General features: G+C 54.2%; 34 protein-coding genes and 2 tRNA genes. 7 read left to right on the top strand and 29 right to left on the bottom strand.

The features are described 5' to 3' along the window. The first annotated feature begins 81 nt into the window (after positions 1-81). Positions 82-978 carry a LysR family transcriptional regulator gene (locus FHW66_RS12845; RefSeq protein ID WP_183380207.1) on the top strand — a complete coding sequence of 299 codons (897 nt, stop codon included), beginning with the start codon at positions 82-84 and terminating at the stop codon, positions 976-978. 143 nt (positions 979-1,121) lie between these two features. Here the strand turns inward: FHW66_RS12845 and FHW66_RS12840 are convergent. The 4 genes from FHW66_RS12840 to FHW66_RS12825 form a co-directional block, all read right to left on the bottom strand. Further along, positions 1,122-1,197, bottom strand: a tRNA-His gene (locus FHW66_RS12840). 116 nt (positions 1,198-1,313) lie between these two features. After that, positions 1,314-2,183 (bottom strand): glutamate racemase, encoded by an 870-nt coding sequence (murI, locus tag FHW66_RS12835; RefSeq protein ID WP_255458953.1) that lies wholly within the window; start codon positions 2,181-2,183, stop codon positions 1,314-1,316. 19 nt (positions 2,184-2,202) lie between these two features. Beyond that, positions 2,203-3,744, bottom strand: a complete 1,542-nt coding sequence (locus FHW66_RS12830) for a fumarate hydratase (RefSeq protein WP_183380206.1) — start codon at positions 3,742-3,744, stop codon at positions 2,203-2,205. Positions 3,745-3,777: 33 nt separating this feature from the next. Further along, entirely contained in the window at positions 3,778-4,404 is a 627-nt protein-coding gene (locus FHW66_RS12825) for a YqhA family protein (protein ID WP_183380205.1), read from the bottom strand. A gap of 366 nt (positions 4,405-4,770) precedes the next feature. Here FHW66_RS12825 and acs point away from each other — a divergent pair, with 366 nt between their 5' ends. Both acs and FHW66_RS12815 read left to right on the top strand, forming a co-directional pair. Continuing rightward, complete coding sequence (acs, locus tag FHW66_RS12820; protein ID WP_183380204.1) at positions 4,771-6,753, top strand: acetate--CoA ligase; 1,983 nt, start codon at positions 4,771-4,773, stop codon at positions 6,751-6,753. Positions 6,754-6,942: 189 nt separating this feature from the next. Next, a tRNA-Ser gene (locus FHW66_RS12815) sits at positions 6,943-7,033 on the top strand. Between the two features lie 97 nt (positions 7,034-7,130). Here FHW66_RS12815 and FHW66_RS12810 read toward each other — a convergent pair. Genes FHW66_RS12810 through FHW66_RS12795 form a run of 4 tightly spaced genes read right to left on the bottom strand, consistent with a single transcriptional unit; the run spans position 7,131 to position 8,527 of the window. Beyond that, complete coding sequence (locus FHW66_RS12810; RefSeq protein ID WP_183380203.1) at positions 7,131-7,364, bottom strand: hypothetical protein; 234 nt, start codon at positions 7,362-7,364, stop codon at positions 7,131-7,133. 50 nt (positions 7,365-7,414) lie between these two features. After that, a complete protein-coding gene (locus FHW66_RS12805; protein WP_183380202.1) occupies positions 7,415-7,837 on the bottom strand; it encodes a DUF1353 domain-containing protein in 423 nt (140 codons plus the stop codon). Between the two features lie 4 nt (positions 7,838-7,841). Continuing rightward, a complete protein-coding gene (locus tag FHW66_RS12800; protein ID WP_183380201.1) occupies positions 7,842-8,249 on the bottom strand; it encodes a hypothetical protein in 408 nt (135 codons plus the stop codon). A gap of 53 nt (positions 8,250-8,302) precedes the next feature. Next, a complete protein-coding gene (locus FHW66_RS12795) occupies positions 8,303-8,527 on the bottom strand; it encodes a hypothetical protein (RefSeq protein WP_183380200.1) in 225 nt (74 codons plus the stop codon). A 149-nt stretch (positions 8,528-8,676) separates the two neighbouring features. Between FHW66_RS12795 and FHW66_RS21235 the strand changes: the two genes are divergently transcribed. Continuing rightward, positions 8,677-8,958 (top strand): type II toxin-antitoxin system HigB family toxin, encoded by a 282-nt coding sequence (locus FHW66_RS21235; protein WP_183380199.1) that lies wholly within the window; start codon positions 8,677-8,679, stop codon positions 8,956-8,958. Continuing rightward, complete coding sequence (locus FHW66_RS12785; RefSeq protein ID WP_183380198.1) at positions 8,946-9,368, top strand: type II toxin-antitoxin system HigA family antitoxin; 423 nt, start codon at positions 8,946-8,948, stop codon at positions 9,366-9,368. Before FHW66_RS21235 ends, FHW66_RS12785 begins: the two co-directional genes overlap by 13 nt. Before the next feature lies 1 nt (position 9,369). Here the strand turns inward: FHW66_RS12785 and FHW66_RS12780 are convergent, their stop codons facing one another. From FHW66_RS12780 to FHW66_RS12720, 13 genes are all read right to left on the bottom strand, one after another. Continuing rightward, the gene (locus FHW66_RS12780; protein WP_183380197.1) at positions 9,370-9,825 is read right to left on the bottom strand and encodes a glycoside hydrolase family 73 protein; all 456 of its coding nucleotides are present in this window, start codon (positions 9,823-9,825) and stop codon (positions 9,370-9,372) included. Continuing rightward, positions 9,822-10,103 (bottom strand): hypothetical protein, encoded by a 282-nt coding sequence (locus tag FHW66_RS12775; protein WP_183380196.1) that lies wholly within the window; start codon positions 10,101-10,103, stop codon positions 9,822-9,824. Before FHW66_RS12775 ends, FHW66_RS12780 begins: the two co-directional genes overlap by 4 nt. After that, the gene (locus FHW66_RS12770; protein WP_183380195.1) at positions 10,100-10,465 is read right to left on the bottom strand and encodes an HNH endonuclease; all 366 of its coding nucleotides are present in this window, start codon (positions 10,463-10,465) and stop codon (positions 10,100-10,102) included. Before FHW66_RS12770 ends, FHW66_RS12775 begins: the two co-directional genes overlap by 4 nt. A gap of 89 nt (positions 10,466-10,554) precedes the next feature. Then, positions 10,555-10,821 carry a DUF4376 domain-containing protein gene (locus tag FHW66_RS21230; RefSeq protein WP_183385582.1) on the bottom strand — a complete coding sequence of 89 codons (267 nt, stop codon included), beginning with the start codon at positions 10,819-10,821 and terminating at the stop codon, positions 10,555-10,557. Positions 10,822-11,084: 263 nt separating this feature from the next. Continuing rightward, positions 11,085-13,061, bottom strand: coding sequence for a hypothetical protein (locus tag FHW66_RS12760; protein ID WP_183380193.1), 1,977 nt, complete (start codon positions 13,059-13,061; stop codon positions 11,085-11,087). Positions 13,062-13,123: 62 nt separating this feature from the next. Beyond that, positions 13,124-13,807 (bottom strand): hypothetical protein, encoded by a 684-nt coding sequence (locus FHW66_RS12755; RefSeq protein ID WP_183380192.1) that lies wholly within the window; start codon positions 13,805-13,807, stop codon positions 13,124-13,126. After that, positions 13,807-14,940: a baseplate J/gp47 family protein gene (locus FHW66_RS12750; RefSeq protein WP_183380191.1), complete on the bottom strand. Its 1,134-nt coding sequence runs from the start codon at positions 14,938-14,940 to the stop codon at positions 13,807-13,809. The genes FHW66_RS12755 and FHW66_RS12750 overlap by 1 nt, the downstream gene beginning before the upstream one ends. After that, positions 14,940-15,344 (bottom strand): phage tail protein, encoded by a 405-nt coding sequence (locus tag FHW66_RS12745; RefSeq protein WP_183380190.1) that lies wholly within the window; start codon positions 15,342-15,344, stop codon positions 14,940-14,942. The genes FHW66_RS12750 and FHW66_RS12745 overlap by 1 nt, the downstream gene beginning before the upstream one ends. Positions 15,345-15,352: 8 nt before the next feature. Further along, a complete protein-coding gene (locus FHW66_RS12740; RefSeq protein ID WP_183380189.1) occupies positions 15,353-16,039 on the bottom strand; it encodes a phage baseplate assembly protein V in 687 nt (228 codons plus the stop codon). Continuing rightward, a complete protein-coding gene (locus tag FHW66_RS12735) occupies positions 16,036-17,154 on the bottom strand; it encodes a hypothetical protein (RefSeq protein ID WP_183380188.1) in 1,119 nt (372 codons plus the stop codon). The genes FHW66_RS12740 and FHW66_RS12735 overlap by 4 nt, the downstream gene beginning before the upstream one ends. Positions 17,155-17,158: 4 nt before the next feature. Then, complete coding sequence (locus FHW66_RS12730; protein WP_183380187.1) at positions 17,159-18,112, bottom strand: hypothetical protein; 954 nt, start codon at positions 18,110-18,112, stop codon at positions 17,159-17,161. Positions 18,113-18,176: 64 nt separating this feature from the next. Then, positions 18,177-18,536 carry a DUF2513 domain-containing protein gene (locus FHW66_RS12725; RefSeq protein WP_183380186.1) on the bottom strand — a complete coding sequence of 120 codons (360 nt, stop codon included), beginning with the start codon at positions 18,534-18,536 and terminating at the stop codon, positions 18,177-18,179. A gap of 8 nt (positions 18,537-18,544) precedes the next feature. Beyond that, the gene (locus FHW66_RS12720) at positions 18,545-20,308 is read right to left on the bottom strand and encodes a hypothetical protein (protein WP_183380185.1); all 1,764 of its coding nucleotides are present in this window, start codon (positions 20,306-20,308) and stop codon (positions 18,545-18,547) included. Between FHW66_RS12720 and FHW66_RS12715 the strand changes: the two genes are divergently transcribed. After that, a complete protein-coding gene (locus FHW66_RS12715; protein WP_183380184.1) occupies positions 20,307-20,651 on the top strand; it encodes a hypothetical protein in 345 nt (114 codons plus the stop codon). The genes FHW66_RS12720 and FHW66_RS12715 overlap by 2 nt on opposite strands. Continuing rightward, positions 20,648-20,872 (top strand): hypothetical protein, encoded by a 225-nt coding sequence (locus FHW66_RS12710; RefSeq protein ID WP_183380183.1) that lies wholly within the window; start codon positions 20,648-20,650, stop codon positions 20,870-20,872. The genes FHW66_RS12715 and FHW66_RS12710 overlap by 4 nt, the downstream gene beginning before the upstream one ends. Before the next feature lie 287 nt (positions 20,873-21,159). Here the strand turns inward: FHW66_RS12710 and FHW66_RS12705 are convergent, their stop codons facing one another. The 8 genes from FHW66_RS12705 to FHW66_RS12670 all read right to left on the bottom strand — a co-directional run bounded on the left by FHW66_RS12705 (position 21,160) and on the right by FHW66_RS12670 (position 26,456). Beyond that, positions 21,160-21,645 carry a hypothetical protein gene (locus FHW66_RS12705; RefSeq protein ID WP_183380182.1) on the bottom strand — a complete coding sequence of 162 codons (486 nt, stop codon included), beginning with the start codon at positions 21,643-21,645 and terminating at the stop codon, positions 21,160-21,162. 199 nt (positions 21,646-21,844) lie between these two features. After that, positions 21,845-22,216: a hypothetical protein gene (locus FHW66_RS12700; protein WP_183380181.1), complete on the bottom strand. Its 372-nt coding sequence runs from the start codon at positions 22,214-22,216 to the stop codon at positions 21,845-21,847. Continuing rightward, entirely contained in the window at positions 22,216-22,650 is a 435-nt protein-coding gene (locus FHW66_RS12695; RefSeq protein ID WP_183380180.1) for a hypothetical protein, read from the bottom strand. The genes FHW66_RS12700 and FHW66_RS12695 overlap by 1 nt, the downstream gene beginning before the upstream one ends. A gap of 3 nt (positions 22,651-22,653) precedes the next feature. Further along, positions 22,654-23,247, bottom strand: coding sequence for an HNH endonuclease (locus FHW66_RS12690; RefSeq protein WP_183380179.1), 594 nt, complete (start codon positions 23,245-23,247; stop codon positions 22,654-22,656). Continuing rightward, positions 23,204-23,707: a BRO family protein gene (locus FHW66_RS12685; protein WP_221197000.1), complete on the bottom strand. Its 504-nt coding sequence runs from the start codon at positions 23,705-23,707 to the stop codon at positions 23,204-23,206. Before FHW66_RS12685 ends, FHW66_RS12690 begins: the two co-directional genes overlap by 44 nt. Before the next feature lie 92 nt (positions 23,708-23,799). Continuing rightward, positions 23,800-25,350 carry a phage tail protein gene (locus FHW66_RS12680; protein WP_183380178.1) on the bottom strand — a complete coding sequence of 517 codons (1,551 nt, stop codon included), beginning with the start codon at positions 25,348-25,350 and terminating at the stop codon, positions 23,800-23,802. Between the two features lie 95 nt (positions 25,351-25,445). Further along, complete coding sequence (locus FHW66_RS12675; protein ID WP_183380177.1) at positions 25,446-25,616, bottom strand: hypothetical protein; 171 nt, start codon at positions 25,614-25,616, stop codon at positions 25,446-25,448. A gap of 9 nt (positions 25,617-25,625) precedes the next feature. Continuing rightward, positions 25,626-26,456 (bottom strand): hypothetical protein, encoded by an 831-nt coding sequence (locus FHW66_RS12670; RefSeq protein WP_183380176.1) that lies wholly within the window; start codon positions 26,454-26,456, stop codon positions 25,626-25,628. Between the last annotated feature and the right edge of the window lie 26 nt (positions 26,457-26,482).

Raw genomic sequence — 26,482 nt, 5'->3', positions numbered from 1 at the left:
GCCAGGAGCCATAGTCGCCGCATTCATAGTTCTGGCAAAATGAACAACCATCGATTTTTTCGATGCCTCATGGAGTTAGTCATGCGTTATTCGCTGGACCAGTTAGAAGTCTTTGTTTTAGTGACACAAACAGGTGGCTTCAGCGCGGCAGCGCGCAAACTGGGCAAGACCCAATCCACCATCAGTAGCGCCATCGCCAATCTCGAAGCAGATTGGGGGGTACAGTTGTTTGATCGCAGCAGCAAACTTGCTGTGCTCACCGCCGCAGGACAAGCGCTACTGATCCAGGCGAAGGAAATTCTGGAACGATGCAAAGTACTCGAAGGACAAGTCAGCAGCCTTAATCTGGGCGTGGAGACAGCGCTCACGCTCAGCATTGAGCTCCCTTACAGCGTCGTCGTGGCACCACTCAATGAATTTGCACAACGGTTCGAGCATGTCAGCGTCCATATCCGACCTCCTCACGAAGGCAATTTCAGCACCTTGGTACACGAGGGATTGGCCACATTGGGTATGGGATTTGCGCAAGCCAATTACCCGGATGATTTAGCCTTCACACAGCTTGGACGCCTGGTACTGACGCATGTCGTCTGCAAGGAGCATCCACTGGCAAGCCTCGGCAAAGTCAGGTTCTCTGATTTACATGTACACCGGAGACTGGCTTTCAGTGCCCATTCGCACGGATTGTCGACCTCCGAATATCTTGATGCAACCTGCTGCTGGCGAGCCGGAAGCTATCTGACTTTGCTTGAAATGACCCGCGCCGGTCTTGGCTGGACAACACTGCCTCGACAATTGATTCTTGCTGAATTAGCGCGTGGCGAGTTAGTGGAACTCGATCTGACGGCCTATCCCCATACCGACTGGCAAGTGGGGATTGATCTGGTCTGGAAAAAGGCGGAACCGCTAGGCATCGCCGCGGCATGGCTTAAACAGAGACTGGAACAACAAGCGATTTTTGAGGACAACAATTATTAATCGCTGCCTCTCCATTAAACATGGCCAATGTCGACAAGGCAAAACCCGTTCTGTTCGGACGTTTTTGCCACCAATGACCATGCGACGACTGTGAGCAGCAAAAAAAAGCCCGCTGCAAGAGCGGGCTTTTTCATTGAAACTGTTGGGGTGGCTGACGGGACTCGAACCCGCGACAACAGGAATCACAATCCTGGACTCTACCAACTGAGCTACAGCCACCATTGCACTGTCGAGACCTAAAACTGTCTTGAATCAGTGAAGCAAAAGATTATACAAAATTCTGACGTATAAGGCAAACATAATTATTAGCCATCATGCAATTCGTTCAAAGCAACTTATGCTGCCGTGGCTTTACTGGTAATTTCCCTGACTTCTGCCTCAATGTTCAGCAATCGGGACAATGCCGTGCTCAGCGACGACTGGCTGGCCGTGGTGTAGCCCAGCAAATAATTGCCATCGCGTCCCTTCACGCGCTGCAACTGGCGGCTCTCCAGCAAACGCTGCAACTGCCGGGCAACCGCCTCACCAGTATCGATGATCATCGGAGCGGCACAACCAGCATGGCGCGCTGACGCCTCAATCAGATCTCGCACAAACGGATAATGGGTACATCCCAGCACAAGCGTATCAGCCCCCTCGGCAATCAACGGCATCACATACCGATCAACCAGAGCGGTAGTAACTGGCGATAGCAGCTCTCCCTTTTCGATCTGATCAACCAATCCGACACAGGGCTGCATGACAAAACGCGCCCCCGTGCTGACAGCCAGCTGTTCGCGCAACACGTCAAAGCGCGCGCTAGCCAGCGTGCTGCGTGTGGCTAGCACACCGATCACACCGCGTCTGCTTTGCAATGCTGCCGGCTTCAGTCCCGGCTCAATGCCAACCACAATCAGCATCGGCCACCGCGCACGGATAGCGTCGATTGCGGCGGCTGTGGCCGTATTACAGGCAACCACCAGCGCCTTGATACCCTGCTGCACCAAAAAGGCAGCAACCGACAGCGAGCGTTCAATGATCTGCGCTTCACTTTTGTCACCATAAGGGGCATAGCCTGAATCTGCAAAATAGAGCAGATCCTCCTGCGGCAAAATTGACCGCACATGGCGCAGTACCGACAAGCCGCCAATGCCAGAATCAAAAATGCCGATGGGCGCATCGGCGTCCATCGGCATCGTCGCTGCAGATAATGCTAGTTTGCTCATCTGATCAGCAAACCCCGCATCAAACCGTCGTCACCGGAATACCGCTCAGCGAAGTGCTGGTCGCAATCCGTTGCTGCCATTCCTGCGGTCCGGTGTTATGCACCGAGATACCGTTGGAATCGACTGCGACCGTGACCGGCATATCCTTGACATCGAATTCATAGATCGCTTCCATGCCCAGATCCGCAAATCCCAGCACCTTGGCCGACTTGATCGCCTTCGACACCAGATAGGCAGCGCCACCAACCGCCATCAGATAAGCCGACTTGTGCTTCTTGATCGACTCAATCGCCACTGGACCACGCTCGGACTTGCCGATCATCGAAATCAAACCGGTTTGCTCCAGCATCATGTCGGTGAACTTGTCCATCCGGGTTGCCGTTGTTGGCCCAGCTGGACCAACGACTTCGTCACGCACAGGATCCACCGGTCCGACGTAATAGATCACGCGGTTGGTGAAATCAACCGGCAACTTCTCGCCCTTGGCCAGCATGTCTTGAATACGCTTGTGCGCAGCGTCACGGCCGGTCAGCATCTTGCCGTTGAGCAGCAATGTCTGTCCGGGCTTCCAGGAAGCCACTTCTTCCTTGGTCAGCGTGTCCAGATTGACGCGCTGGGACTTCTCTGTGTCTGGTACCCAATGTACTTCAGGCCATTCCGACAGCGATGGCGGCTCCATATAGGCCGGGCCCGAACCATCGAGCACAAAGTGGCCGTGGCGCGTCGCCGCACAGTTAGGAATCATTGCCACTGGCTTGGATGCGGCATGGGTCGGATGCATCATGATCTTGACATCCAGCACCGTCGTCAGACCGCCCAGACCTTGCGCACCGATACCGAGCGCGTTGACCTTGTCGCACAATTCAATACGCAGTTCTTCGGTCTTGTTTTGCGGGCCGCGCTTCTTCAGCTCGTACATGTCGATGTCGTCCATCAACACTTCCTTGGCCATCAGCATCGCCTTCTCTGCGGTACCACCAATACCGATACCCAGCATGCCCGGTGGACACCAGCCAGCACCCATGGTCGGCACAGTCTTCAAGACCCAGTCCACCAACGAATCGGAAGGATTCAACATCACGAACTTGGTCTTGTTTTCCGAACCACCGCCCTTGGCAGCGATACGCACATCAACCGTATTGCCCGGCACCAGCTCCATGTGGATCACGGCTGGGGTATTGTCCTTGGTGTTCTTGCGCTCAAATTGTGGGTCTGCCACGATCGAGGCACGCAAAACGTTATCCGGATTGGCATAACCACGACGCACACCTTCGTTGACTGCATCGGTAACGGAACCGCTAAAGCCCTCGAAGCGCACGCCCATACCGATCTTCAGAAACACGTTGACGATACCGGTATCCTGGCAGATCGGACGCTTGCCCTCGGCGCACATGCGCGAGTTGGTCAAAATCTGCGCAATCGCATCCTTGGCCGCCGGATTCTGTTCGTGCTCATAGGCACGTGCCAGATGCTGGATGTAATCCACCGGATGGTAATAGCTGATGTACTGCAGCGCAGCTGCTACGGATTCAATGAGATCGTCTTGCTTGATGATAGTCATGGCTGGTTCTCTCGGGTTAATTGAAAGGATAGGTCAGTGCTCTTGAGGCGCTTCAGCGTCATCATCGCCATGCTGATGGCTCATCAAACGATCGCAATACGCAATCGCCATCGCCGACAACAGGAAGGTAATGTGAATGCCGGTCTGCGCCAGCAAAGTTTTGACATCGTAAAGATTGGCGTTGATGAAGGTCTTCAACAGATGAATCGACGAAATACCGATAATCGCCGTCGCCAGTTTGACCTTCAGCACCGAGGCATTGACATGGGACAACCACTCCGGCTGATCAGGATGACTCTCCAGATTCATGCGCGAAACAAAGGTCTCGTAGCCACCCACAATGACCATGATCAACAGATTCGAGATCATCACCACATCGATCAGCGCCAGCACCACCAGCATGATGGTTTGTTCGTTGAGCTTGTCAGGACGTGGCGCGCCTTCAATGGCAACGGCATCCAGAATATGTGCCAGCGATCCTGCGTTGCCCAGTGCCGCACCGATCAGATCGCTGAGCTCCACCCAGAAATGATAGACGTAGACGCACTGCGCCAGAATCAGCCCCAGATACAAAGGCAGTTGCAACCACCGGCTCATGAAAATCAGATTCGGCAGAATACCGATCTTGCGGCGTGCTGGCTTGTGGCGTGAGTCGTTCATTGGCACAAAAGAGTGTAAAACCGAAGGGGTGAATAAAACGGTGGAGAGCTGAGAGCTGCAGCAATGTTGCCCCGCCTCCTGTCAGGCTTGGATGCAGCGCAACAATCGAAACAATCGCAACAACGCAATCAGCCTGATAATTCAGCGCGCTATTTTACACCTGCCACCCGCCTCTTGCCGAACTCACGAGATAAGTTTCGATTACTGCCATTCGTCACAATTCCTGACAGCCAGTGCGATAATCAAGCTAAATGTGCGGTGCAACGTAGCAAGCGTCAGACGCACACAAGCAATATGTAAGGGCCGAGTAAGAGAAACCGCTTAAGGTCTCTCTAAAGCAAAAAACATTTATCGTAGGAGACTATCGTGTCAGACATCAAAACCCTGAAGCAGGAAAACCGTGTTTTCGCCCCGCCGGCCGATTTTGTACGTGACGCTGCCGTCTCTGGCATGGCTGCCTACAACGCCCTGTGCGCCGAAGCAGAAAGCGATTACCAAGGCTTCTGGGCCCGCCTTGCCAGAAGCAAGCTGCACTGGAAAAAGCCCTTCACCAAGACCCTCAACGAAAGTGAAGCCCCCTTCTACAAATGGTTTGAAGACGGCCAGCTCAACGTTTCCTACAACTGCCTCGACGTTAATCTTGAAAATGGTAATGCGGACAAAACTGCCATCATCTTCGAATCCGATGATGCCCAGGTCACCCGTGTTTCCTACCGCGAACTGCACAAAAAGGTTTGCCATTTCGCCAACGGCCTGAAGTCGCTCGGTGTCAAAAAAGGTGACCGCGTCGTCATCTACATGCCGATGTCCATCGAAGGCGTCGCCGCCATGCAAGCCTGCGCCCGTATCGGCGCTACGCACTCGGTCGTCTTCGGCGGCTTCTCGGCAAAATCGCTGCAAGAGCGTGTCATCGATGCTGGCGCAGTCGCAGTAATTACCGCTGACGTGCAAGTCCGCGGCGGCAAGCAACTGCCACTCAAAGCCATCGTTGACGAAGCACTTGCCATGGGCGGCTGCGACACCATCCGCAACGTCATCGTCTACAAGCGCGCTGGCGCAGACATCAACTGGGTTACCGGTCGTGACCTCTGGCTGCACGATGTCGTCGCCAATCAATCCGACGTCTGCGAACCGGAATGGGTCGATGCTGAACATCCGCTGTTCATCCTCTACACCTCCGGCTCCACCGGCAAGCCCAAGGGCGTACAACATGCCAGCGGCGGCTACCTGCTGTGGGCGATATTGACGATGCAATGGACCTTCGACATCAAGCCCAACGACGTCTACTGGTGTACCGCCGACATCGGCTGGATCACCGGCCACACCTATATTGCCTACGGCCCGCTGGCAGTCGGCACGACCCAGATCGTATTCGAAGGCGTCCCGACCTATCCCAATGCCGGCCGCTTCTGGGAGATGGTACAACGCCACAAGACCACTATTTTTTACACCGCGCCGACAGCAATCCGCTCGCTGATCAAGGCCGCCGACGCCGACGAAAAGATCCATCCAAAGCAATACGATCTGAGCTCGTTGCGCCTGCTGGGATCGGTCGGCGAACCGATCAATCCCGAAGCCTGGATGTGGTACTACAAGAATATCGGCGCAGAAAAATGCCCGATCGTTGACACCTTCTGGCAAACAGAAACCGGCGGCCACATGATTTCGCCGCTGCCGGGCGCAACGCCACAGGTACCAGGCTCCTGCACCCTGCCGCTGCCTGGCATTACCGCTGCGATCGTTGACGAAACCGGCAATGACCTGCCCAACGGCCAGGGCGGCATTCTGGTCGTCAAACGTCCATGGCCATCGATGATCCGCACCATCTGGAATGATCCAGAGCGCTTCAAGAAGAGCTACTTCCCGGAAGAACTGGGCGGCACCATCTACCTCGCAGGTGACGGCGCGATCCGCAATGAAGAAACCGGCTACTTCACCATCACCGGCCGCATTGACGATGTGCTCAACGTCTCCGGACACCGCATGGGCACCATGGAAATCGAGTCGGCACTAGTCGCCAATCCGCTGGTGGCAGAAGCTGCCGTCGTCGGCAAGCCGGACGAAACGACCGGCGAATCGATCTGCGCCTTCGTCGTCCTCAAGCGCCCACGCCCTACTGGCGACGAAGCCAAGCAAATCGCCAAAGAGTTGCGCGACTGGGTTGCCAAGGAAATCGGCCCTATCGCCAAGCCCAAGGAAATCCGCTTTGGCGACAACCTGCCCAAGACGCGCTCAGGCAAAATCATGCGACGCCTGCTGCGGGTATTGGCCAAGGGGGAAAACATCACTCAGGATATTTCCACCCTGGAAAATCCAGCCATTCTGGATCAACTAAAAGAAGCGCAATAACGCATGATGCAACAGCGGCTGGCAGAATCAGCCGCTGCCTGTAGCAGGCGATACATATCGTGCAGGAAAGAACAAAGGCGATGCCACAACGCATCGCCTTTATTTTTATCAACCGGATAAAAAAACTTATCCACTCTCAAAAAATATTGCTATAATCAGCGGCTTCGCTAAATGCGACACCGGAATTCCGGAGAGATGGATGAGTGGTTGAAGTCGCACGCCTGGAAAGCGTGTATAGGTTAATAGCCTATCGGGGGTTCGAATCCCCCTCTCTCCGCCAAGCTGTAGATAAGGCTCCCAGACCGGGAGCCTTTTTCATTTGTGCTATTCAAACGGCACTGTGCTATTAAAACTGCCGTAAACATAGAAATCGCCCCCTATTTCCCCGTCTCCCCAATCAGCCTCGAACGCATGACATGGATGGCTACCAGGCTCCCGCCGACCTCCTCCGTCCAAGCCTGCCGGATCAATTCGATATCTTGCCGGTCTTGGTCAAGCATCCACTGCAAACGCAGAATTTCCCACAAAAGCTCCTGCACCACCGGCTCAGGATTTGACCTGGCGAGTTCCTTGAGGCGATCTTGGCGGATGGGCTGACGTAGCTTTTTCATGGGAAACTATACTGTATATTTAAACAGTATAGCGCATCCCATGATCACGGCTACACTACCCTGCCAGCAATAATTGAGTGACCATTGCCGAGCCCGTCCTCCTCCCACGAGGAACGACCGCCGATCTTAACGCCCAGGTAGATGCCGAGTCGCCGCCACGCCGGGATGCCCTCCGCCCTCGATGCTTCCAACAGCACAAGATTGGCGGTCGGCTCGTCGCAGACCTCGTGATGGTGGAATAGCCAGTCGTGAATGACGGCGGCGATATGGCTGGTGTCACCAAAGAGCAGGTATGCCAGTGGCAGACGCGGCACGCTCGCGTAATCCGTCAGAAAGCCGGGCTCAACTACGATCGTCTTGCCGAGCACGTCCGACTGATACACCAGCGGCTCCACGATGCGCCAGATGCCCCGCCCCGATGCTGCCAGGTCATCGATGCACTCAGTAACCAGCTCTGTCAGGAACTGACTCATGATGCTACTGCGCCAGTGCGGCCGATAGGGCAATCTGCGCGGCAGTCAGTGCCAGCGAAGCTGCAGCCTTATCATCTAGAGGCAACGGCGCCGCATTGACGAGTTTGATCACCACAGGGAAAGCCGTTTGCACTAAATCGACTGTGGTCGTCGGAACGGTCGCGGCACTTGCCGTGCAGACCTTGGTGGCCAAATCGGCGGCCTTGCCCAAATCCGCTACTTCATCAGCGGTCAGGCTGGCCGATTGCGCCTGCAGTGATACGATGGTCGGCTGAACCACGGCGCAGGCCTTCTGTACCTGGGCGGCAAGATCCGCCACGGTCTGAGCTGGTGTTTTTGGAGCAGATGTCGAGGCGCAAGCGGAAAGCAAGCAGGCAGCGGCAATCGCCGCCAGAATGGCGAGACGTTTCATGGTCGTTCCTATTGGAGAAGTTTGGCCGGAATGGCCGGGAGGTGCTGCGGGTATTACTGTTTCGCTGCTGGCGCAACAAGATCTGGAGTAACTGGCGCAGCCGGTGGTGGCGACGGCGGCTTGTCAGCTCCGAACAGATCGCGAATACCGTAGCCAATGAACATGCTCACCATCGACCAAATGGCAACGGCGTTCTGCGGCGGCGGAAAGTAAGACACCAGCAATCCGGCCACAACGGCCACGATGGCCCCCAAGAACAGCAAGGTGTTTCTGGACATATCAACCCTTTCTTTAGATGTAAAAAAACCCGCCGAAGCAGGTTCGTTTGTGTTGTTACAAATGCTAGTTACATATCTTCATTAACCTCTAAGGCCCAAGAAATACAACGCTCAGTTGCAAATATCTCAAATTGAGATAAACTAAATGTATGCGAATAATATCCAACAAAGCATTGACTGACTTTTCTGCCGTCCATCAAGCGGCTGACGCCCCAATGCAAGCTTGGCGTAAAATCATTCAATCCCGCACGTTTGCAAATTATTCGGAACTCAAGGCGGTATTCAATGCCACCGATAAAGTAAATGCGTTTTACGTCTTTGATATTGGCGGCAACAAATACCGAATCGTCGCCGCCATTCACTTCAACGTTCAGAAGCTGTATATCCGGCACGTTTTCACCCACAAGGAGTACGACAAATGGAAGCCCTAATAGAAAAGCGAGTGATTGAAGATGTCACCACTCACTTCGTGGCTTTGTCGTCTGTAATCCCATTGAGCGCCATCCGAAGTGAGGGTGACTACAACAATGCCGTGTCATCGTTAAACCAACTGCTAGATATTGGCGCTGGAGAAGAGAATCATGCTCTCGCTAATCTAGTGGATATCCTCGGAACATTGATCGGAGAATATGAGGATCAAAATTATCCTCCCAAATCAGTAACTCCAGCTGATGCACTTCGATTTCTTATGGATGAACATCGCCTTTCTCAATCAGATCTCCCAGAGATCGGGTCGCAAGGTGTTGTATCGGAAATACTGAACGGAAAACGCGAATTGAATACGCGTCAAATCAGAGAACTCAGCGCACGGTTCTCCGTTGGCACCTCTGTTTTTTTCTGATCTACGCCGGTAAGTCGTACTGCATCAGGTTGCGAGAACGGATTTCAGCAATGATCTTGGTCGCGTACTGAGGATCGGTGGCGTAACCAGCGGCAGCGACGGCCAACGTGAACTGTTCAGCGTTATCCGAGTGCATGAACGCTGGCGCATATCGCTTGTTCGTTGTCAGGAACTTCGCATGGTCCAGCAGGCAGGCGCCCCAATCCGGATATGCCCGGAATTTGTCGACCAACGGCACCGACTTGCCGGCGACCACCTCATGCGTGCTGAAGTCCACTGTCGGGCCATGCCACGAAGGATCAGCCTTGATCCCGAACAGGTTATTGCCAGGCGCCTTGGCACCCCAGCCTGACTCAAGCGCGGCCTGCGCGATCGTGAAGCTGGCCGGGATCTTTGTATCGCGCATGCATGCCTGCGCGCCCGGTGCGATTTTCGCGATGAAGTCCTTTGGATTCATGGCTTGTCCGCCTTCATATCTAGCTTGTCCTCGATGCGCTCCAGCTTCATGAAAACGGCATCAACAGAGCGACTGAACTGTTCAATCGCTTTGGTGAGGTCATTTTTTGTGCTGAAATTCTCGGACACGTGCAGCTTGTAATCAGCCAGCGCGCGCTCCAGATCGCGGACATCAGCGACCAGCTTGCGCAGCATCCACCAAAGAACACAGGCCAACGGGGCCACAAAAATGGCGACTAGCAATTCGACCACCAACTTGATAGTTTCCAGGTCAATCATGCGGTTGCCTCCTCATGCAGAGGCCGGTGCGCGATCTTCTCGGCCCAAGCTGCAGCGTCTGCCACGACGTCGACATTGAAACTGCGGAAATTGCCTAGATGGCCGACAAAGAGATGGCAGTTCACGCCGTCTTTCTTCGCTTCGCAAAGCGTGACTAGATTGGCTGGATCCAATTCAAGATCAGGATGAAGATGAAAAGGCCGGATGTGATGAACCTCCAGCGACTCAGTGCCGCCGCAAACGGCGCAGCATGGGTTGTCCTCAAGGTGCTTCTTGCGTACAGTCGGCCACTTTCCTGACCGCGCTGCCCCAAGTGGATGCTTACCCTGAGACGCGTCGATCAGGTGTTTGATGATTGGCATGTTTGCTCCAGGCGTAAAAAAGCCCGCGCGCAGCGGGCGTAAAAAAACCACCTCGAAGGTGGCCTAGACTTGATATGGTGGAGCGGGTGTTACCAGACGATGGCCTGAACAGCGGCGACAGTCGTTGCGGCTGCGACCTGCGCTTTGAGCGTGGTCAGATGCTGGAAGGCTGTCCAGCCCTGTGCCAACATCGCTGCAGACAGTCCATTGAGATCCGCGAGCGTGAACGGCACCTGCGTATTGTCTGCCGACTTCCAGTAAAAACCTGTTGGGACAGCCTTCTGCGCGTTATACCCTGCTACCGCGGTGACCAGCAGATCTTGACTGTTGCTGTCGGCCTGGAATGTCTTTGTCACGCCGCCAGCGGTTGTGAAGCTGACAGGGGTTGAAATAGCAGACTGGTATGCGGCTACGATAATTCCGATCTGTGAGGATTGAGCTGCGGCCAAAGTGACCGTGGGCGCCGAAAAATTTGTCCCATCATAGATATCGCCTACCTGCACCGTGCTGTCGCACTCCACCCATGTCAAGGCAGGATTGAATGGTGGGAATGGGTCCGCCGTCAACATTTCGACTACTATTCCATTTTGGATGCGTGCCATTGTTGTCATGATTATCCTTATGCGTATTCGTAAACGATGGCCAGACCAGAGCCGCCCGTCGCACCTGTTTCCGCAGTGCCTAATGAGCAAGACCCGCCCGCTCCGGAACCGGAACCCGGCGCTGCAGACGAACCTGCACCTTGTAATTGGGCCACGCCTCCGGTAGTTGACGCTCCGTAACCTAAACCTGCACCACCTAATGAACTTGCCCCGCCGTTACCGGCCGATCCGTAGGTGCCGTTCGCGCCCACGCCGTTTTGACCATAATTGCCAGTCAAATTAAGGTCGCCACCTACACCACTACCAGGAGTGCCGCCTGCACCATTACCAGAGATCGCAGCGGAGCCGCCAGATGATCCGCCGCCACCAGTCGCAGATGAATGCGATCCGAAACTCGACGTGCCACCTGTGCCGCCATTAGTACCGGAAGTGGTACCAGCCGTGCCGCCTGCGCCGACAGTAACCGTCTCAGTTGCAAGCAAGTTTGCAGATAATATTTTCTGTCTCGCGTAACCCGCAGAACCACCCCCGCCACTAGACCAAGCCGAACCAACAATGCCCCCCGAGCCTCCCCCGCCCCCCCACACTTCAGTGATAACAAACGATGGGTTATTTGTTGCCTTGGTATATACCGGGTTGCTCATCGTGTGAGTCCCAGACTGCGACCCGGTGGTGACGATAGGAGTGCCACCAACTGTCGCAGCAACCTGAAACGTCGACGCACCGGCATTCACCACGTAATAAGTCGTTCCCGCTGTAATGCCAGTTGGCAGCGCGCCTGTTGTCGTGAATACGATCGGCGAACCATTGCGCGGCATATTGGACGCGCCAAGCGAGGGAGTGAATACCCCTGGGCTCGCGATCGTAGCCGTGACTGTCTGAGTCACCACCGAGTAATAGATGATGTTCAGCAGACGGCCAGCGGTTGCAGCTGACAATTGAGACAAGGTCACAGCATGTTGGCTAGCTGTAGCATTGGCAACCTGCACTGCGCCGCCAGTGCATACAATCAGGACATACGATGTGATGTCCGGACGCCACACAATCAGGGCACGGCCATTGGCAATGAGTTCCCCGCCCTGCAGCGCAGCATGAGCTGCTCCAACCAACGGAGAGGCAGCGATCACGCCAGCGTTCGGAGTGAATGTAGTCGCTCCGGTGTTGGTATTTTTGATCTTGACCCAGAAAGGCTGGGTATCACCCAGTGCAGCGGGAGGCAGTGGAAACGAGCCCTGCACCACGTTTGCAGTCGTGCCGACATCCTGCCCATATTGCAGGTTGCCAGATTGCAGCGATGCCAGTATCGAAGATGGCAAAATTGGTGCGCCTGGGTAGGCAGCAATGTTCGCTGAGGTAATCGAAGTCTGCCCATAGGCCACGGTAACCACCCATAGCCCAACGTAGCCGCTGTCTGGTGCCGGGGTTGTCTGCGAGCCAGTTGTAGCTGCTGCGCCAGCCTTGACCTGAAGCGAAACAATACCCTTTCTAAAGGTGTTGCTTGTCGCACTGGTTCCGCCTGGTCCCTGCAATGGTGACTGAGGGTTGCTCGAGTTGTAAAACGGCAGTACGACAGGGCTTGTGCCGGTTGTTGGATCAATGCTGACGTCAGAGTCTGCATAGGCAGCTTCGATCAGGTAATTGATCGACTGGCCGGAAGTCGCTGGCGCGGTGAACGCAGTCACGCCGGTCGCGGAGTTCGGCACCACTACTGTGTCCAAGGCGATGCCCTGCTTCATGATCGTGTGCGCAGTATCGGCTGGCAAAGTGCCGCAAGCGGTCGCTTCCAGTTGCGCGGCCTGGTAAATCTCGCCGGCACCGATATTGACGAACATAGTCGCCACGGTTTGCTGTGTGCAAGCCAGCCCGTTTGCCATGGTCGTGCTGCCAAACATCAATGAAATCATCTTCGCCAGGGCGACCATCTTGTTTTGATCCGGCTTGCTGAAATTCCACTCCAAAATCGATTGCCCGACGTAGGTCTCGATGCGATCCATAAAATGATTTCTCCAATAGAAAAAGCCCGCTCAAGGCGGGCTTCAAAGTGGGTTGTATTGCGTTATGAGTGGTTCGTGATTGCGACCCAGGCCGTTATTCCTTCGGCCCGAGTCGCATTGACAGCGGCGTAGATGTCGGCGTCGCTGGCGGCGCTGGTGTAGTTTGAAAGCGATCCGTTATATGAGGTTGATAGTGGCGTATTCATTGCCGTTATCTTCGGCGCGTCTGCGAATCCCATGCCCATCGATGCGCCTTGCAACTTTGGCCGGTATGCAGTGACCAGCACCGTATAAGGCATTGCAATTGAGCCCATACGACCGACACCACAGAATCCAGCTGAAGTGGAAGCATTCATCGCCCCTGTATCGTATGGGTTGGCCGGCTCAAAGATGATTGGCGCATAACCTGTAAGCGTCGTCAGAACAGTTGTGTAGGCCTTTCTCGTTGCGCGCTCCTGAAACAGATTTGCTCGGATGCGCGCCAGGAAAGCCGCGTCTGTCTCACCTGTCTTTCGCGGCAGATTTGATCCAAAAAAGTCATACGAAATCAGATCAAGCCACCCGTCCGTCGCAGTCAGAATCCTTGTCTGCGCTTTGGCATAGATGAACAATCCGTATGAGACCGAGAGTACCGAAGCAATCCCTGACAGCACACCGGCCAGAATCGGCGCAGAATCGGGGAACCATCCAGCCGGCAGATAACTGCGTAGCCTCGCAAAAATATTGCTGCTGTCGCCCGTAGCCATCAATTCACCGTTACAGAGGAAGATTTGATTTCCTGCACGCCGGTCGCAGTCAGGTCAGATGTGCCGCCATTGAGCGTCCAGCTGGTTACGTTGGTCACGTAAGACGATGCGCTGTAGGCAATCGTTGCAAGGTAGCTGTATTGGAGCGATACGCCCATTGCAAGGCTGTTGATGTAGGACAGAATCGCGGCCTGGACAATCGCGGCAACGGCGGAGTGCGAAGGCGCGCCAGTTGCTGTTGATGTCGTAATCGTCATCACTACAGTAGCCGTCAGCAGCGTTGGCCCATAGACCCCGTATGTAACCCCGGCGGCGCGCGTAGACTCGACAGCTGCAGCAACGCTGCTTTTGAGCGTTGAGGAAGGCGCTCCGGTACCGTCATCGACCACTACCGTCAACAGGCCAGCCTGTGTTGTGCCGGTAAATGTCTGGTTCTCAATGATTTTATAGGTTAGCCCCTGCTCCACCGACAGAATTGCTGATCCAATTGCAGCCAGAGTCGCCTTTGACAGGCCTGCCAAGTACAGAATGAAGCGTGATCGCGCTGCCGCATCGGTCTCAGCGTCATAGCCATTCGTGAAGGCGACTGCGTTGGTCACCGTATCCACGCCGGAAATCGCAACCACCAACGAACTGATAGCGCCTGCAGCAACATTGCCGACAGATCCGGCAGTTAAACACTGGACGGTCACGCTGATACTTGCTTGCCCCGCTGGCAGCACATACCCGCCAAGGGTCGCGTTATATGCAGTATTGGTCGTGTCTGCGAGAACGGCAAATTGCACGCTCCCGTCGGCACTTTGGACGGTCGCGGAAGTCCCAGCTGGGATAAATGCCTGGGCGGTCGGCGTGTACCTCGCAAAGATAACCTGGCCCGAGGAGGCATTTGCCGCTAAACGCGTAAATCCAAAGTCGGCTAGCCATGTGTCCAAATCAGTACCGCTTGATGTCGACGCTCTGGTCACTGCAAGCAAGGTGAGTATCATTCCCTGCAGCCAAAGCCCTACCCCAGCCATCGCCTGGGCAATTGCCAGAAGTACCGAGCCGGTACCGAAATTCACTAACTTTGACGTGCTGCCCTGCACCGCCGTCGCGAAGTTTTGGACGATCTGATTAAACGAATAGGTCTGCATTACTGGCTCACGTCAAAATTGAGAATGACCGGTTGCCCGGTATTGGCGTCGGTGTAGCGGATTACAGCCCCCAACACCTCCCCACTGGAAATGAGTTCGACGTCAGGGGCAATCGGAGACTGCGATACACCGGATTCCAGCTGCATTTGCGCCTTGATCAGTGCTGTTATCTCCGGCAGATCGACCGGCGATCCGACGCGCCGCCCAATGCCAGCACCGTAGTCCACAGCGAATGTGTAATCAGGCGAAGCCGTGACGTTCCCTGCGCTGTCCGTCATGGCAGGGTTGGTCAATAACCGTCGATAACAGCGCTGCTCACCGGTGGTCGTGGCATCAGCGACCAGCAAATCCCCAGTCGCCGACACCTCAAGGTCAGATCCGTAGTAATGATGCAAATCGAACATGGGAAGCCTTAATTGGGAGCACTCGTGTTATTTCCTGCTCCGTTTTCATGGTGGGTATGGGTCGACAACGATTTACCTGCTGCAGTCACGTCATTGGTGACAGTAAGCGGCCCGATCAGTGATGCTGCTGTAGAGCCGCCAGCAGTATTGGTTTGCGAAATCGGGCCATTCAGAGCGATCGCGCCGTTAAGCGTGATCGTTGTCCCGGTCAGGCTGATGCTGCCGCTAGCAGACGCCGTTATATTTCCACTTGCGGATGCTGCAATATTTCCACCCGCATTGACGTTCGCATTGCCAGTCGCCGACACGTCGACGTCGCCACTAGCAACCAACTTGGCGAATGAACCCGACTTGTGAGTCAGCCACACCTCGCCGCTTGGCACCGCAATCGCTTGGTTCAACGTCGACCAGAACCGACCAATGATCGCACCCGAGTTGAAATCCCCCTCTGGGAATACTGCCAGCACCATATCACCGATGCCAGGGCCAACTGCCACCCCGAACCCAGATCCGACCCCGACAGCGCCCAGCGCCATCCAGCCGCTTTCCTGATTCTCAGGCTGGATCATCACCTTGACTGCTGGTGTATTCGGGTCATAACTGCTGATCGTCGCCCAACGTGGGAATGACAAATTGTTTTGCCCGAGCGCTGCCTGGGCGCGCACCGCATTACTCAAATTATCGTAGCCGCTCATGTTGCCTGCACCTCTGACTCTGGTGAGTGATTCTTTGCTGTCACATGCATGGTCCAGCCACCATCAAACGACATTGCCCGGGTAATCGAGTCCGGGTAGTACAGCTGGTCATACGCGGTACCGGTGCCCGTAAGCTGAATCACTGAGTTCGTATCCAGCGCATCATCTGGTGGCATCTCGAAGGAAATCTTCATCTCGTGCTGTACCAGCTGCGCATAGAGCTTTTGTGCCATTTGCGTGGCCTGCTCCTGCGTGAGATTTGGCACAATCCGGGAATAGATTTGCACTCCACCAGCGATACCAGACTGCCCCGCTTGAATTGTCTTTGCCTTGGCTGGATACTGAGCAACAAAGCCTTTCTGCTGCTTGGCGTTCCATGACCGAATCACCACCTGGATACCGCGCGATACAGTCAATGTCCGAGTGCACATCAGTTGCTCAAAATTTGCCGATGGAGAACCGCCGTTCGCATCCTCCACCCAGATAAGCTGAAATGGCGTGGTATTTGCATCAGGCGGCGGCCCAAAGTAAAGCGACTGCCCGCGCACATACACGATGAATCCCTCATTGGCAGCAAGGAAGCAAAGAATGTCCCACTCGCTGCGAGAATCAGCCATGCTCGAATGATCAATCTCGTAGAACTTGCCGGCCTTCGTCGTCGTTGCTGTCACAACCGGGGTCAATCCGTGGCTTGTTGCTAGCTGAGCGGCAATCTGCGATGAAGTCAGATTGACCCATTTCTGCGTTGTCTTCGCGTCAATGAACACCCGAGTGAGATCGCGCCCGCTGACTTCGATGGTGCCGGCAACCGGATCAAACGAAATTTCGTCAACCTGCCCATAAATCCAGCTTTTCAACTCCGCTGCGCTATACGACGTCGGATCGGCAGGCTCGCCAGCGAACAGCTCAACATACATGTCGGTTTGCTCTGAAAACCATGCCTTATCCCGATCGGATGGCAGCAGACTGGCAACAAACACCACCCGGAATGTGTCCGCCGAGTAGTAATTATTGTTGTTGACCTCGAAGCTGGTCCAACCTTCAATTGCCGCCCCATTGAGACGAACGATCCCGCGCGGCTGCCGTGACAGCTGCGTTGTTGTGTTTGTCGCCATAGGTTTATGCTTCTAGGATGCCGCCAGTGTCGTTTGTATTTGCCGGGATGCTCAGCGTTGTCACGCCGGATAATTCAGGGTCAGTAATTCCATTTGCGCTGGCAATTGTCGTCCAGCCGGTGGCGGTACCGTAGTTCTTTGCCGCTAGATCAAATAGATTGCCTCCCGCCACCGTTGCCGTCTTCACGCTGGAATTGACTTGGCCAAGATTGGCCCCCATCCGACCGAGAACCGAGTTCAACTGTGCAAGCTGACCGCCAGCGATCGTTGAATTGACCTGATTGGTCAGACTCGCGACGCTCTTAGCCAAAGGATTATTTGGCAGCAGGCCGCCTACCGTCGTCACGTTCTTTAGCACATTCTCAGACGAGGCAATCAAGATCGATACCTGAGACCTGACCGCATTGAGCGGCTGCACCACGCTGTTGATGGTGCTGGTGGTAGCCTTGGCAAAGTCCGAGACCGCGCTAATTGCGCTACTCAGCGTGGTCATCAGACTTGACAGTGTGCTGTCACCGATGCTGTCAGACAGCCCCTGTGCACTGGTCAAGTCGCCGCTCATGACTTCATTGACGTCAAAGGCTGAATTCGTTGGCGGCAGGTCGGTTCTGTCCTCCGCCACCTCACAGACAATCTTGTAAGGGATATTGAATGGCGCCTCGAAGTTGGCAACGAACGTCTTGATTACGACCAAGTAGCTCATTGCCGACCAAGTAAGCGTTAGCGGTCGGCCATCATTCTTCATTCGATGCAACGTGAGCGCCTTTTCTAGCGCCAGGCTGCCAACAAAGATGCCTGACCACTCCGGCGGCAGCGGATCGGGGCCCATGGCATCAATCACCCTCTTGCCGCCTACCAGCCTGTGGATGTTCAGCTTTTGGTCTCCGCCGAACGGAATGGTGCCGACCTCTGTATTGCCGAAGACGACATCACCGAGTTTGAGGATTACGTTTGCCAATTGAATTGCCCAAATAAAAAGCCCTTGGGCTGCTACACCCAAGGGCTTATTGATGCCAGGAAGATTACCCGAGCAAGGAACTGATCACGTGCACTGCAGCCATTTTGATCACATCGAACGACATTGACAGGCCTTTCTCTCTGGCGATGCCTTTTACCTTATTCCAAACGCTATTTGATCGGATCTTGTCAAGGAATTCATGGCCTTCCCATGTCAACCTACTAGCATGGCAAATAACCGGTCCTGAAATCCCCTGAATGCATTTCCCCTCAACCAATCCAGCCTCAATGAGCATCCGTATGTGATACGACACTGTTTCTGAATCGTATCCATCAACAGCACTTGCTTCCAGATGGCTTTGCGTATTACCAAGTCCTTCAATGGCTAGCAGAATTGCTCTGATGCAGTCCCAATTTCGTTGCATATCGCTCCCTATCGATTCAGTGCGGGTGTTGGAAGAGCAAGATTCGCATCAAAGAAGCCAGTGCCAAGACCTCTAGTCATTGCGGCGCCCATCCGCTTTGCCATGATATTGCCAACCTTTTGCCCATCGAGATAGACGTCAGCTGGCTGGCTAGCCCCCGAAGCTGGTGCGGTCCGGATAGTGTCTCTCGCCTGGCTAGGTGACGGAGTATCAGATCCACCTGGGAGAAAAGATTTGATCCAATTCCACTTGTTGATAATCCAATCTGCAACTGCTCCGATCCCGGATTTGATGGACTCCCAAGCAGCGGCAAGCTTCGCCTTGATCGTATCCCAATTAGCGTAAATTGCGATACCAGCAGCAACCAGAGCAGCAACTGCTAGCGCTATTCCACCGACTATAGCGCCAATAGGCGTCATGATCAGGCCTATTACTGCTACCACCAAGGCAATTCCCCCTGCCAAAATTGCAAGCGCAGATACCAGCACCAATCCACCTACCGCAATTTTCGTGAGTAGTGGATGCTCTTTCGCAAAGGTCGTGACTTTTGATATTGCCGATCCAAGCATGGTCAATCCCTTGGTCGCCTTATCAATCAAACCTCCATCCTGTCCCAATACAAGCTGTAAATCTTCCCATTTTTTCTGGAAATTCTGGCGCGCCATCAAAGCCTTGTTCGCGGGATCGTTTACAACTTCAGACGCGCCTTTTGACTTGTCGTAAGCGTGCATTGATTCTTGCAGCACAGGCATTTGCGACATTAACTTGTTGTATATTCTTGCTCCCGAACGTCCAAATATTATTGAATTCTCGCGCTCCACATCGATTTCTTTGGTTATCCCGTGTGTTTTATAGAGCTGCATCATTTTTTGGGCATAGCTAACTACATCCGATGCCTGGAGGCGCGCCAACTCGGCGGTTTGCTTTTTCCCTGTCTTATCCGTCATGCCAAGACGCATCATCTCCGACAACAACAGCTTTGGCGGCATGGACATTGTCCCGTTCACCCGGTTATATGCTGTAAGCATGCCTGTTGCCGTGGTACTCCCGCCGAACATCCCAATAATCGGCTCCAACCCAGCAAAGATTGTTTGATAACTTTGCTGGTTAGTAGCCGAGCCACCCATAGTAGCGAACTGCTTTAGCTGAGCCTCATTAACCATTCTTCCGCTTGACTGAACCGCCTTGAAAACCCCGTCAGCAATTGCCGTCGCTTTTTTTGTATCGCCCAAGCCACCCAAAGTTTCGACTGTTTTATTAAGATTGCGCATTGCCATTTCAGCCGCTGCATGCTTATCACCGTTTAGCATAGATGATGCAACGGAAAAATTTGCCAAAATCGGCGTCATCGCCTTGGCGGCCTCAAGCGCTTCGGCACCCGACTTACCGGATTCGCGAAAGGCGCCTTGAGCCTCGGTAAATACCTTCATACGGTCAAGCATGGATGTGTTGATGATCTCAGTTGCTGACACGAATTTCTTCGCATCGCTTAACTGAGTGTCGCCAAGCCCCATCTGCCGGAGGTTGGCAACGTAACGCTCATATTCCATCGCCTTATTGAGTGGCCCCTCTAAGAGCTTCAACCCCGCAGTTCCCGCGGCAATAAGGCCGCCTCCCAGCAGGGTCATCTTTCCGATAGATGCGATCCGGCTCTCAAGAGCCTCGGCGTCCCTGTTGACCATCTTAAAATGGCCTGCCATCATGTTCAGACCACGCGTGACGTTTTCCGTCAATGCAATCTTTACGGCAATTTTATAGGCTTCAATAGACATGACAATTTGGATTAAGTGTTTATCAATCGCGCTGTTATTGACGATTTTAGGATGCGAACAGAAATTGCCAACTACAGTACTTGAAACAAGCTATGAAGCTGTGGCGGACGATTTCTCGCTGAACCGCGCCAAGGCGTCGGAAAAATACAGCAACACCTTGGTAAAAATTACAGTCACCATGTTTTCCAATGGCGATCGTCTGAGTGTTCAGGAGCCAGTGTTAATTTCAATGGCAGATGACCAAGACAATCAATTAAAAGAAATCAGTCGCGGCCAAAAAATGAACTTGATTTGCCTAGCTACTGATACTTATTCATTTACTGAGTGCAAACTAGCAAAATGAACATTCGATACCTCATCCAGGAATGGCTTGCTGATAGGGTCAAAGGCATCCAATACCCGCAACATCAAAGCCGCCGTCATCAGCGCTACAGCCCCCAAGTCTCAAAAAAGCCACATTTCGCGGACTACGTCATCACCGGCATAGCAATGTTTTTTCTTTTCGCAATAGGCATCGGCGCAATAGGCTTTGGTGTGCTGATTCTCTTTGCGCTTGTCCAATAAAAACCCGCCGAAGCGGGTTCAAGTCAGTGCATTTCCTGTGGCGGCTGCCCGCGTTTTCGCGTCGACGGACCGAAGATTCCAATTCCATCTTCATTCAAGTGCTGAGCAATGAGCGTCAAGCCTCGCCCCGTGATGCGGACTTGCTCATTAATCCTCTCTTCTCCGTCATTCGAATCGCGATACGCCTTTGGATGACGAGTTCGAGGCCGAATTTACAGAGGCGACCAGGCAACTGATCCACAAAATGCTTGAAAAACGAGGGATAAAACTCAAAGATTTGAAGTGACTTAAACATCATGGTCGTACTCAAGATGTGCAGGTAAAGACTGCCCACCTAGAAGCCCAGTTACGGTGGCATGCCCCAAAATTCTTCCAATATCCTCATGGTTACGTTCTACAGCAGGCCCCAGCACCGGGCGAGGCGGCTGTTTGCTTGTGCCGAGTTCAAACCATACTAGCTTGTCATCGTCAGATCCAATCTGAGCATTCAAGCCCTCTACACTGTGCTGGATGGAGTCGCGCATGGCGCCGCTGCGAAGTCCTGGATCATTTTCTGTGTAGCCTTTGGCTACCCGATCTTCCTTTGTACTCTCTGCAAGCTCTTCCCAGGCTGGAAACGGCCCAACCGCCTCAAGATAGTGCCCAACTTCGTCTTTGGCTGTTTTCTCGACTTTGGCAGCAACGCGCTCAAGCCCCCTCTCGACATGCTTACGAACCGCAACCTCCATCACAGCCAGTTGGAGCGCGAATGATTGAAGACTGAACTCTCTCATTGCTGACGCTCCTTAAATGACATCGAGCCGACATCAAACTCATTGCCATGAAATTCTGAGAATTTAATTGCCATCCAGCGGCGGCGATCATCGTTCTTCGCGAGCCAGTCGGATAAATCTTGGTCTGAGCAACCAAACGATACGGACGCTGATACACCATTGAAAACGAGCCATAAGCACTCGTTCAAAGTGGCGTCCGTTAGGAGTTTTTTAACTCGCTCTCATCCCCTTGTTGCTTCGGGAAGAAGTGCTCCGCAACGCCCAGCTGAACAGCCTCATTGCCCTCTTCTCCCAAACGCTGGTAGAGGGCCCGAATTTCAGACTCCGTGGATGGGATGGGAACGTGGTCCGAGCCGATTTTCACAACGTAGGCCAATGGCATGACCTCAACCAGATACAGCACGTTCTGATGGTTGTTTCCGAGAGCCTTCTTGAAATCCAGATTCGCCAATGGACTCGGCTTCTTCAAAGTAATTTCACGCCCTGTTGAATCAGTCACAATGAACTCATTTGGCTTTGCGACGCTCTTCACTTCTTCAGCCTGCTGCGGCTTGATCTTTACGTTTGCCATTAGGACACCTTGATACGACGCTCGGCCGTGAAAGAGAGTTTCTGGGTAACTGTGTTGTCGGTGGACCAGGAGCCGGCATCATCAAACTTCAGCACGACGCCAGTGTATTGGTACTGATTCACCGATCCGTCCGGCTCCGAGATTGTCTGCATGATCGTCGCAGTGGAAGAATCCAGGCCAGCGTAGTAGTTCGCCTCTGCAGTTGCAAAGAAGTCATCGAGAGTGCTGTCCTGGCGATCAAGGTCGAAGCTACCAGTCCAACCATCTGGAAAGATCAGGGTTCGGGTGATGCCGTCCAGCCCCTTGACCTTCTTGGTGGTCTGTTCCTGCTTTGATGTGAACTTGGTCACCAGCGTCGGCGAGAGAGTCCCGTCTGTGGTGCTGATGGTGGTCGTAATGTCGCGACCAACTGAAAAACCGTTTAATGGTGGCATTATTTAGCTCCGCATTGAGGAATTGGTACAGGCGAATTCGCCGAAATAGTGTTTTGCTGCTGCGTCGTATGCCTTCGCTGCATCGGACTCATTTGCGTACAGGCCAAGGCACTTGCTCTTGCCTGAAACGCGGATTTTTGCGCGCCACTTTTTGTTGGCCTTGAGCCAATAGACGCCCTTGAACTTGGAGGTGCTACCACGCTTTTTTGACTGGTTTTGCAGGTTCTGACTGCGCGTACATTCACGGAGATTTGATCGCTGGTTGTTCAGCCTATTACCGTCGATATGGTCAATATCGAATCCTGCCTGTCGAGTAACAACCTCGTGATGCATGCGTATGTTCTTCAGAGTTCCGCTTGAGTAGTCACAACGAACCGCGTAGCCAGAATCGTTGAGGTGCCACCGGTACTTCGAAAGACGCTCAAAATCTTCATCATCTACAAGCGCCTTTTCACCGCCATAAATTGGAATTAGCCGCACTTTTCGCGCCCCCCCAAATAAAAAGGGCCGCCCAAAGGCAGCCCAGAATAAGAAAACCCGGCGCGTGGCCGGGTCAGGTAAGTTGCAAAGAAGGTTGAAGCAGACTGAGAATTTCATTAACGCGGTTGCGCTTCGGCGGCATAACTCGCTTGTGCTCGCTTAACCCTCTTCCGCAGAGGCTAGCGAATCGTTCTTGTGCTAACTCGTCTGCCTTGGCCTCGTAATAAAGCTGCAGCAAGGATTTGTGTTTGTCGGTCTGCGACTCAATGAGGTCCAGTACCCAGCGGCGGAATTCTTGTCCTTTGCTTGTTCGCGCAAACATGGCGACCAAATGAGCGCCGCGCAGAGAGAAGAATCGAGTCTTCGTCCGCAAATTACCCGGGACGCCCAAAGTGGGCATCTCGAAAAGTCGCGTCATGGATTGACTGAACTCAGCCTTATGTCGGTCATACAGCCGGGTTACCTTTCCCGGCTCCGCGTACCCAAGGGCGCGCGCAATATCCGCAGCTCCTACCCATTGCTTTCCGTCACGCTCGACCAGGCGCAGGCTTGTGTCTTGGAACATTAGTTCTTGCATAATTAACTCCCCACCTGAAATAAGGCGTGAGGATAGGCGGCGCAGGTGTGCACGCCGCTTTTCGGAGATCAACCTAGACCACACTCGAAGAGTTAATGAACTTGTACGGAGACTGACTGCCCGCCCTCAAGCGATACGACGAACTCGCGGACGATGCTGAAATACTTGACCTTGATGTAGGCAGCCATTACGCCCAGTGCGACTTGAGAATCAGGGTTGTTTGTCGCATCCAAGCGAACGCTGTACGGAGGTGTCGATGGGTGGTTCACATCCCCGATGTAGCCTTGGTTCAGCCATAAGTCAGAGAGAAATGCCTGAATAGCGTCAGTGATTTCCTTGCGTAGATCTGGGGTCTGATCTTTACCGATCGCATAGCCAAAAGCGTTCTGGAACGACAGCGCCAGGAAGTTGGTCATCGTCGTGTAGGCTTCCGAGTTCTGGGACGTCGCGCTTGATGCATTGCGGTCAGTCTGGAAGCTGAAGTAATTCCCGCCTGGCGATGGATTGGCCAAGTAGTCGACCCGGGCCTGTGCTGCGGCTGCCTTCTCTGCGGTGCTGTATGGCAGCTTTTGCGCGCTGCGCTGAGTGCCGATCAGGCCCAGCACCGGCTTGTTCAAGGTCGATTCGTTGGGGTTCAGGTTGGCGCGGACTGCAGCCCAGAACGTTGCCGGCGATAGCAGGCGTTGCTGACTATTCACCTGATCATTCCAGTACACCCAGTCACCGGCAAAAATCTTGATGCCATAACCGTCGGCGCCAGCGGTATTCAAGCTGGTGCCGGTGGTGGATACAGAAGTGCCGACCGCACTAGCGGCGCCAAAGAAAATCCCCTCCGACAAGCCGAACGCCAGAATTGTGGACCAGGCAGTGGAGTCGGTATGATCGACCAGGGCGGCGGTCATCACGCCAGAGCCGCGCAGTGCATACATACCTGTCCGCGTGGTGCTGGTGCCATCGGCGCCGACGAGCATTGCATCGGTAATCGAGGTAACGCCATCGGTACCGCCTGTCAGCGTGTAACTGTTGCTGGTATTCGGTACGGCAGTCGAGGTGCCAATAGTGGCGATCACCAACTGTGACGGGCCGCGCTGGTTGGAAATGCCGTTATTGACTGCCGAGACCAAATTTGCCCAGAACGTCGCACCGGTACCAGGGATGTTGTCAAAGGTCTCACCAGAAAAGCCTGGCCGGTTAATCGTCAGCTTATAAGTGCTGGCTTGCGTACCCGTGGCAATAGAGGCTGTGATAGTGTTGCCAACGATGCCGGTGTAAAACGCGGTCAGCGTGGCACCGGTCACCGGCGTGCCAGCCGTATCAACAAGCGGAATGGCAGCAGCTGTATCAGTGCCATCAGTCACGCGAACGGTGTACATCTGGTTTGCACCGAGGCTCAGTGCAATCGCTGCAGCTGTTGCCAGATCGCGCTTACGCACTGTCTGTGTGCCGAGATAATTCAGCGCATCGGTTGGCGATCCGATCAACTGCGGGCTATTGACCGGCCCCCATGAGGCGATCCCGACATAACCCAGCAAGTTGCTGTTGACGCCCTGAATGTAGGATGTTGTGGGCGGTACCACTTGAGTATAGAGACCAGGTGCGTAGAGGCCCGCTTGGTTCAATTGCCCGCTTTGGTAAATCGTCATGCGACGCTCCAATAAAAAAGGCCACCCGGTAAGGAGTGGCCTTGCAAGTGAAAAAGCCGCCAATCAGGCGGCCTTGGTATTGGTGTGTGACTTGCTTAGCTGGTCACTTTTCGGACGTGGTGAGCGTTCTCGCCGCTCATTACCGCCTCGATCTCCGCGGGATCGGTGATTGCGGAGCCCCGCTCGTAGTCGCCGAATGGGTGGGCAACTACCAGCGTGTAGCCTGGGCTTTCAGTGGTCGTGCTGCCGTCGTCTTTCTTGGCCATAACTAGTCCTCAATAGGTCTTGACCGATGCAATAACGCCGGTCGTGGTGGTTTGTTGAGTGACGACACCGACGACTACCTCGGCAGTGTTCATCTGCTTGGTTGTTGCAAATTCAACGTTGTAACGAAGGTCTCGCCGGTAAAGCTTCGCCTTCTGCAGTGAATCAGTCATCGGACTATCCTGATAGATGATTCTCGCCCCCATGCCATCAGGCATCGTCAGGAACGTTAGCGTCGACAAAGCGACGTCGACCGCCTGCGCAACACTATCCCGCAAGGTCGGCGTAGGTGCCCAGATCGTGACCTGCATCAGTCGCTTTTGCCGTCGAATCTCCTGTATCGCGGTGCCGGTTGAGCCAACCCGCAAAATTGGAGTTGGCCCGGCCGGCAAGGTAATCACCGCCCCGCTGCTGCTTGCTCCCGGAATCTGCTGGGAAAGCGCGGTGGCAATCGTGGTCAGCGTGTCGGCGGCCTGAACCGGGTAGGTATAACCGTTGGCGCCAATCAGAATTGCCAAGTTTTGAGAAAAGAATGGCGACGGAATCAATCCGCCAACCGTTACATTTGCCCCGGTCTGAGTCAGGGTGATCGTTGGCACGTTCCGCGTCTGAGGCTGCCAGCGACGGTCATACCGCGACACATTGCGCTCCGACTGCGTTGGATACACGCTCACATGCACCTTGCCAGCCAGCAGATCGGCATCGAGCGCCGTCGCATTGGGCCAGCCTGGATACAGCCGCACATCACAACCAGCCACCGATGCTTGCCCGGTACCGTTCGGATAGACAGCTGCCGCCGCCTGCGCAGTCAGCACCACTAATACATCAGAGATGTCAGCCATTAGACTTCCAGCCTTTCAACCAGCAA

Source organism: Herbaspirillum sp. Sphag64 (assembly GCF_014192645.1).
Taxonomy (GTDB): domain Bacteria; phylum Pseudomonadota; class Gammaproteobacteria; order Burkholderiales; family Burkholderiaceae_D; genus Herbaspirillum.
This window is presented reverse-complemented; position numbering and strand designations above follow the sequence as displayed.

Coding starts and splice junctions, on each gene's coding strand:
- FHW66_RS21235 (WP_183380199.1), top strand. CDS start 8,677: ATGCGAATAATATCCAACAAAGCATTGACTGACTTTTCTGCCGTCCAT.
- FHW66_RS12680 (WP_183380178.1), bottom strand. CDS start 25,350: ATGACGATTTACCAAAGCGGGCAATTGAACCAAGCGGGCCTCTACGCA.
- FHW66_RS12690 (WP_183380179.1), bottom strand. CDS start 23,247: ATGAAATTCTCAGTCTGCTTCAACCTTCTTTGCAACTTACCTGACCCG.
- FHW66_RS12825 (WP_183380205.1), bottom strand. CDS start 4,404: ATGAACGACTCACGCCACAAGCCAGCACGCCGCAAGATCGGTATTCTG.
- FHW66_RS12735 (WP_183380188.1), bottom strand. CDS start 17,154: ATGGCGACAAACACAACAACGCAGCTGTCACGGCAGCCGCGCGGGATC.
- FHW66_RS12830 (WP_183380206.1), bottom strand. CDS start 3,744: ATGACTATCATCAAGCAAGACGATCTCATTGAATCCGTAGCAGCTGCG.
- FHW66_RS12685 (WP_221197000.1), bottom strand. CDS start 23,707: ATGCAAGAACTAATGTTCCAAGACACAAGCCTGCGCCTGGTCGAGCGT.
- FHW66_RS12800 (WP_183380201.1), bottom strand. CDS start 8,249: ATGAAACGTCTCGCCATTCTGGCGGCGATTGCCGCTGCCTGCTTGCTT.
- FHW66_RS12700 (WP_183380181.1), bottom strand. CDS start 22,216: ATGGCAAACGTAAAGATCAAGCCGCAGCAGGCTGAAGAAGTGAAGAGC.
- FHW66_RS12780 (WP_183380197.1), bottom strand. CDS start 9,825: ATGAATCCAAAGGACTTCATCGCGAAAATCGCACCGGGCGCGCAGGCA.
- FHW66_RS12675 (WP_183380177.1), bottom strand. CDS start 25,616: ATGGCCAAGAAAGACGACGGCAGCACGACCACTGAAAGCCCAGGCTAC.
- FHW66_RS12710 (WP_183380183.1), top strand. CDS start 20,648: ATGAACATTCGATACCTCATCCAGGAATGGCTTGCTGATAGGGTCAAA.
- FHW66_RS12785 (WP_183380198.1), top strand. CDS start 8,946: ATGGAAGCCCTAATAGAAAAGCGAGTGATTGAAGATGTCACCACTCAC.
- FHW66_RS12720 (WP_183380185.1), bottom strand. CDS start 20,308: ATGTCTATTGAAGCCTATAAAATTGCCGTAAAGATTGCATTGACGGAA.
- FHW66_RS12705 (WP_183380182.1), bottom strand. CDS start 21,645: ATGAGAGAGTTCAGTCTTCAATCATTCGCGCTCCAACTGGCTGTGATG.
- FHW66_RS12755 (WP_183380192.1), bottom strand. CDS start 13,807: ATGGCTACGGGCGACAGCAGCAATATTTTTGCGAGGCTACGCAGTTAT.
- FHW66_RS12775 (WP_183380196.1), bottom strand. CDS start 10,103: ATGATTGACCTGGAAACTATCAAGTTGGTGGTCGAATTGCTAGTCGCC.
- FHW66_RS12795 (WP_183380200.1), bottom strand. CDS start 8,527: ATGTCCAGAAACACCTTGCTGTTCTTGGGGGCCATCGTGGCCGTTGTG.
- FHW66_RS12845 (WP_183380207.1), top strand. CDS start 82: ATGCGTTATTCGCTGGACCAGTTAGAAGTCTTTGTTTTAGTGACACAA.
- FHW66_RS12725 (WP_183380186.1), bottom strand. CDS start 18,536: ATGCAACGAAATTGGGACTGCATCAGAGCAATTCTGCTAGCCATTGAA.
- murI (WP_255458953.1), bottom strand. CDS start 2,183: ATGAGCAAACTAGCATTATCTGCAGCGACGATGCCGATGGACGCCGAT.
- FHW66_RS12810 (WP_183380203.1), bottom strand. CDS start 7,364: ATGAAAAAGCTACGTCAGCCCATCCGCCAAGATCGCCTCAAGGAACTC.
- FHW66_RS12770 (WP_183380195.1), bottom strand. CDS start 10,465: ATGCCAATCATCAAACACCTGATCGACGCGTCTCAGGGTAAGCATCCA.
- FHW66_RS12745 (WP_183380190.1), bottom strand. CDS start 15,344: ATGTTCGATTTGCATCATTACTACGGATCTGACCTTGAGGTGTCGGCG.
- FHW66_RS12715 (WP_183380184.1), top strand. CDS start 20,307: ATGACAATTTGGATTAAGTGTTTATCAATCGCGCTGTTATTGACGATT.
- FHW66_RS12740 (WP_183380189.1), bottom strand. CDS start 16,039: ATGAGCGGCTACGATAATTTGAGTAATGCGGTGCGCGCCCAGGCAGCG.
- FHW66_RS12805 (WP_183380202.1), bottom strand. CDS start 7,837: ATGAGTCAGTTCCTGACAGAGCTGGTTACTGAGTGCATCGATGACCTG.
- FHW66_RS12670 (WP_183380176.1), bottom strand. CDS start 26,456: ATGGCTGACATCTCTGATGTATTAGTGGTGCTGACTGCGCAGGCGGCG.
- FHW66_RS12760 (WP_183380193.1), bottom strand. CDS start 13,061: ATGGATCGCATCGAGACCTACGTCGGGCAATCGATTTTGGAGTGGAAT.
- FHW66_RS12695 (WP_183380180.1), bottom strand. CDS start 22,650: ATGCCACCATTAAACGGTTTTTCAGTTGGTCGCGACATTACGACCACC.
- FHW66_RS12750 (WP_183380191.1), bottom strand. CDS start 14,940: ATGCAGACCTATTCGTTTAATCAGATCGTCCAAAACTTCGCGACGGCG.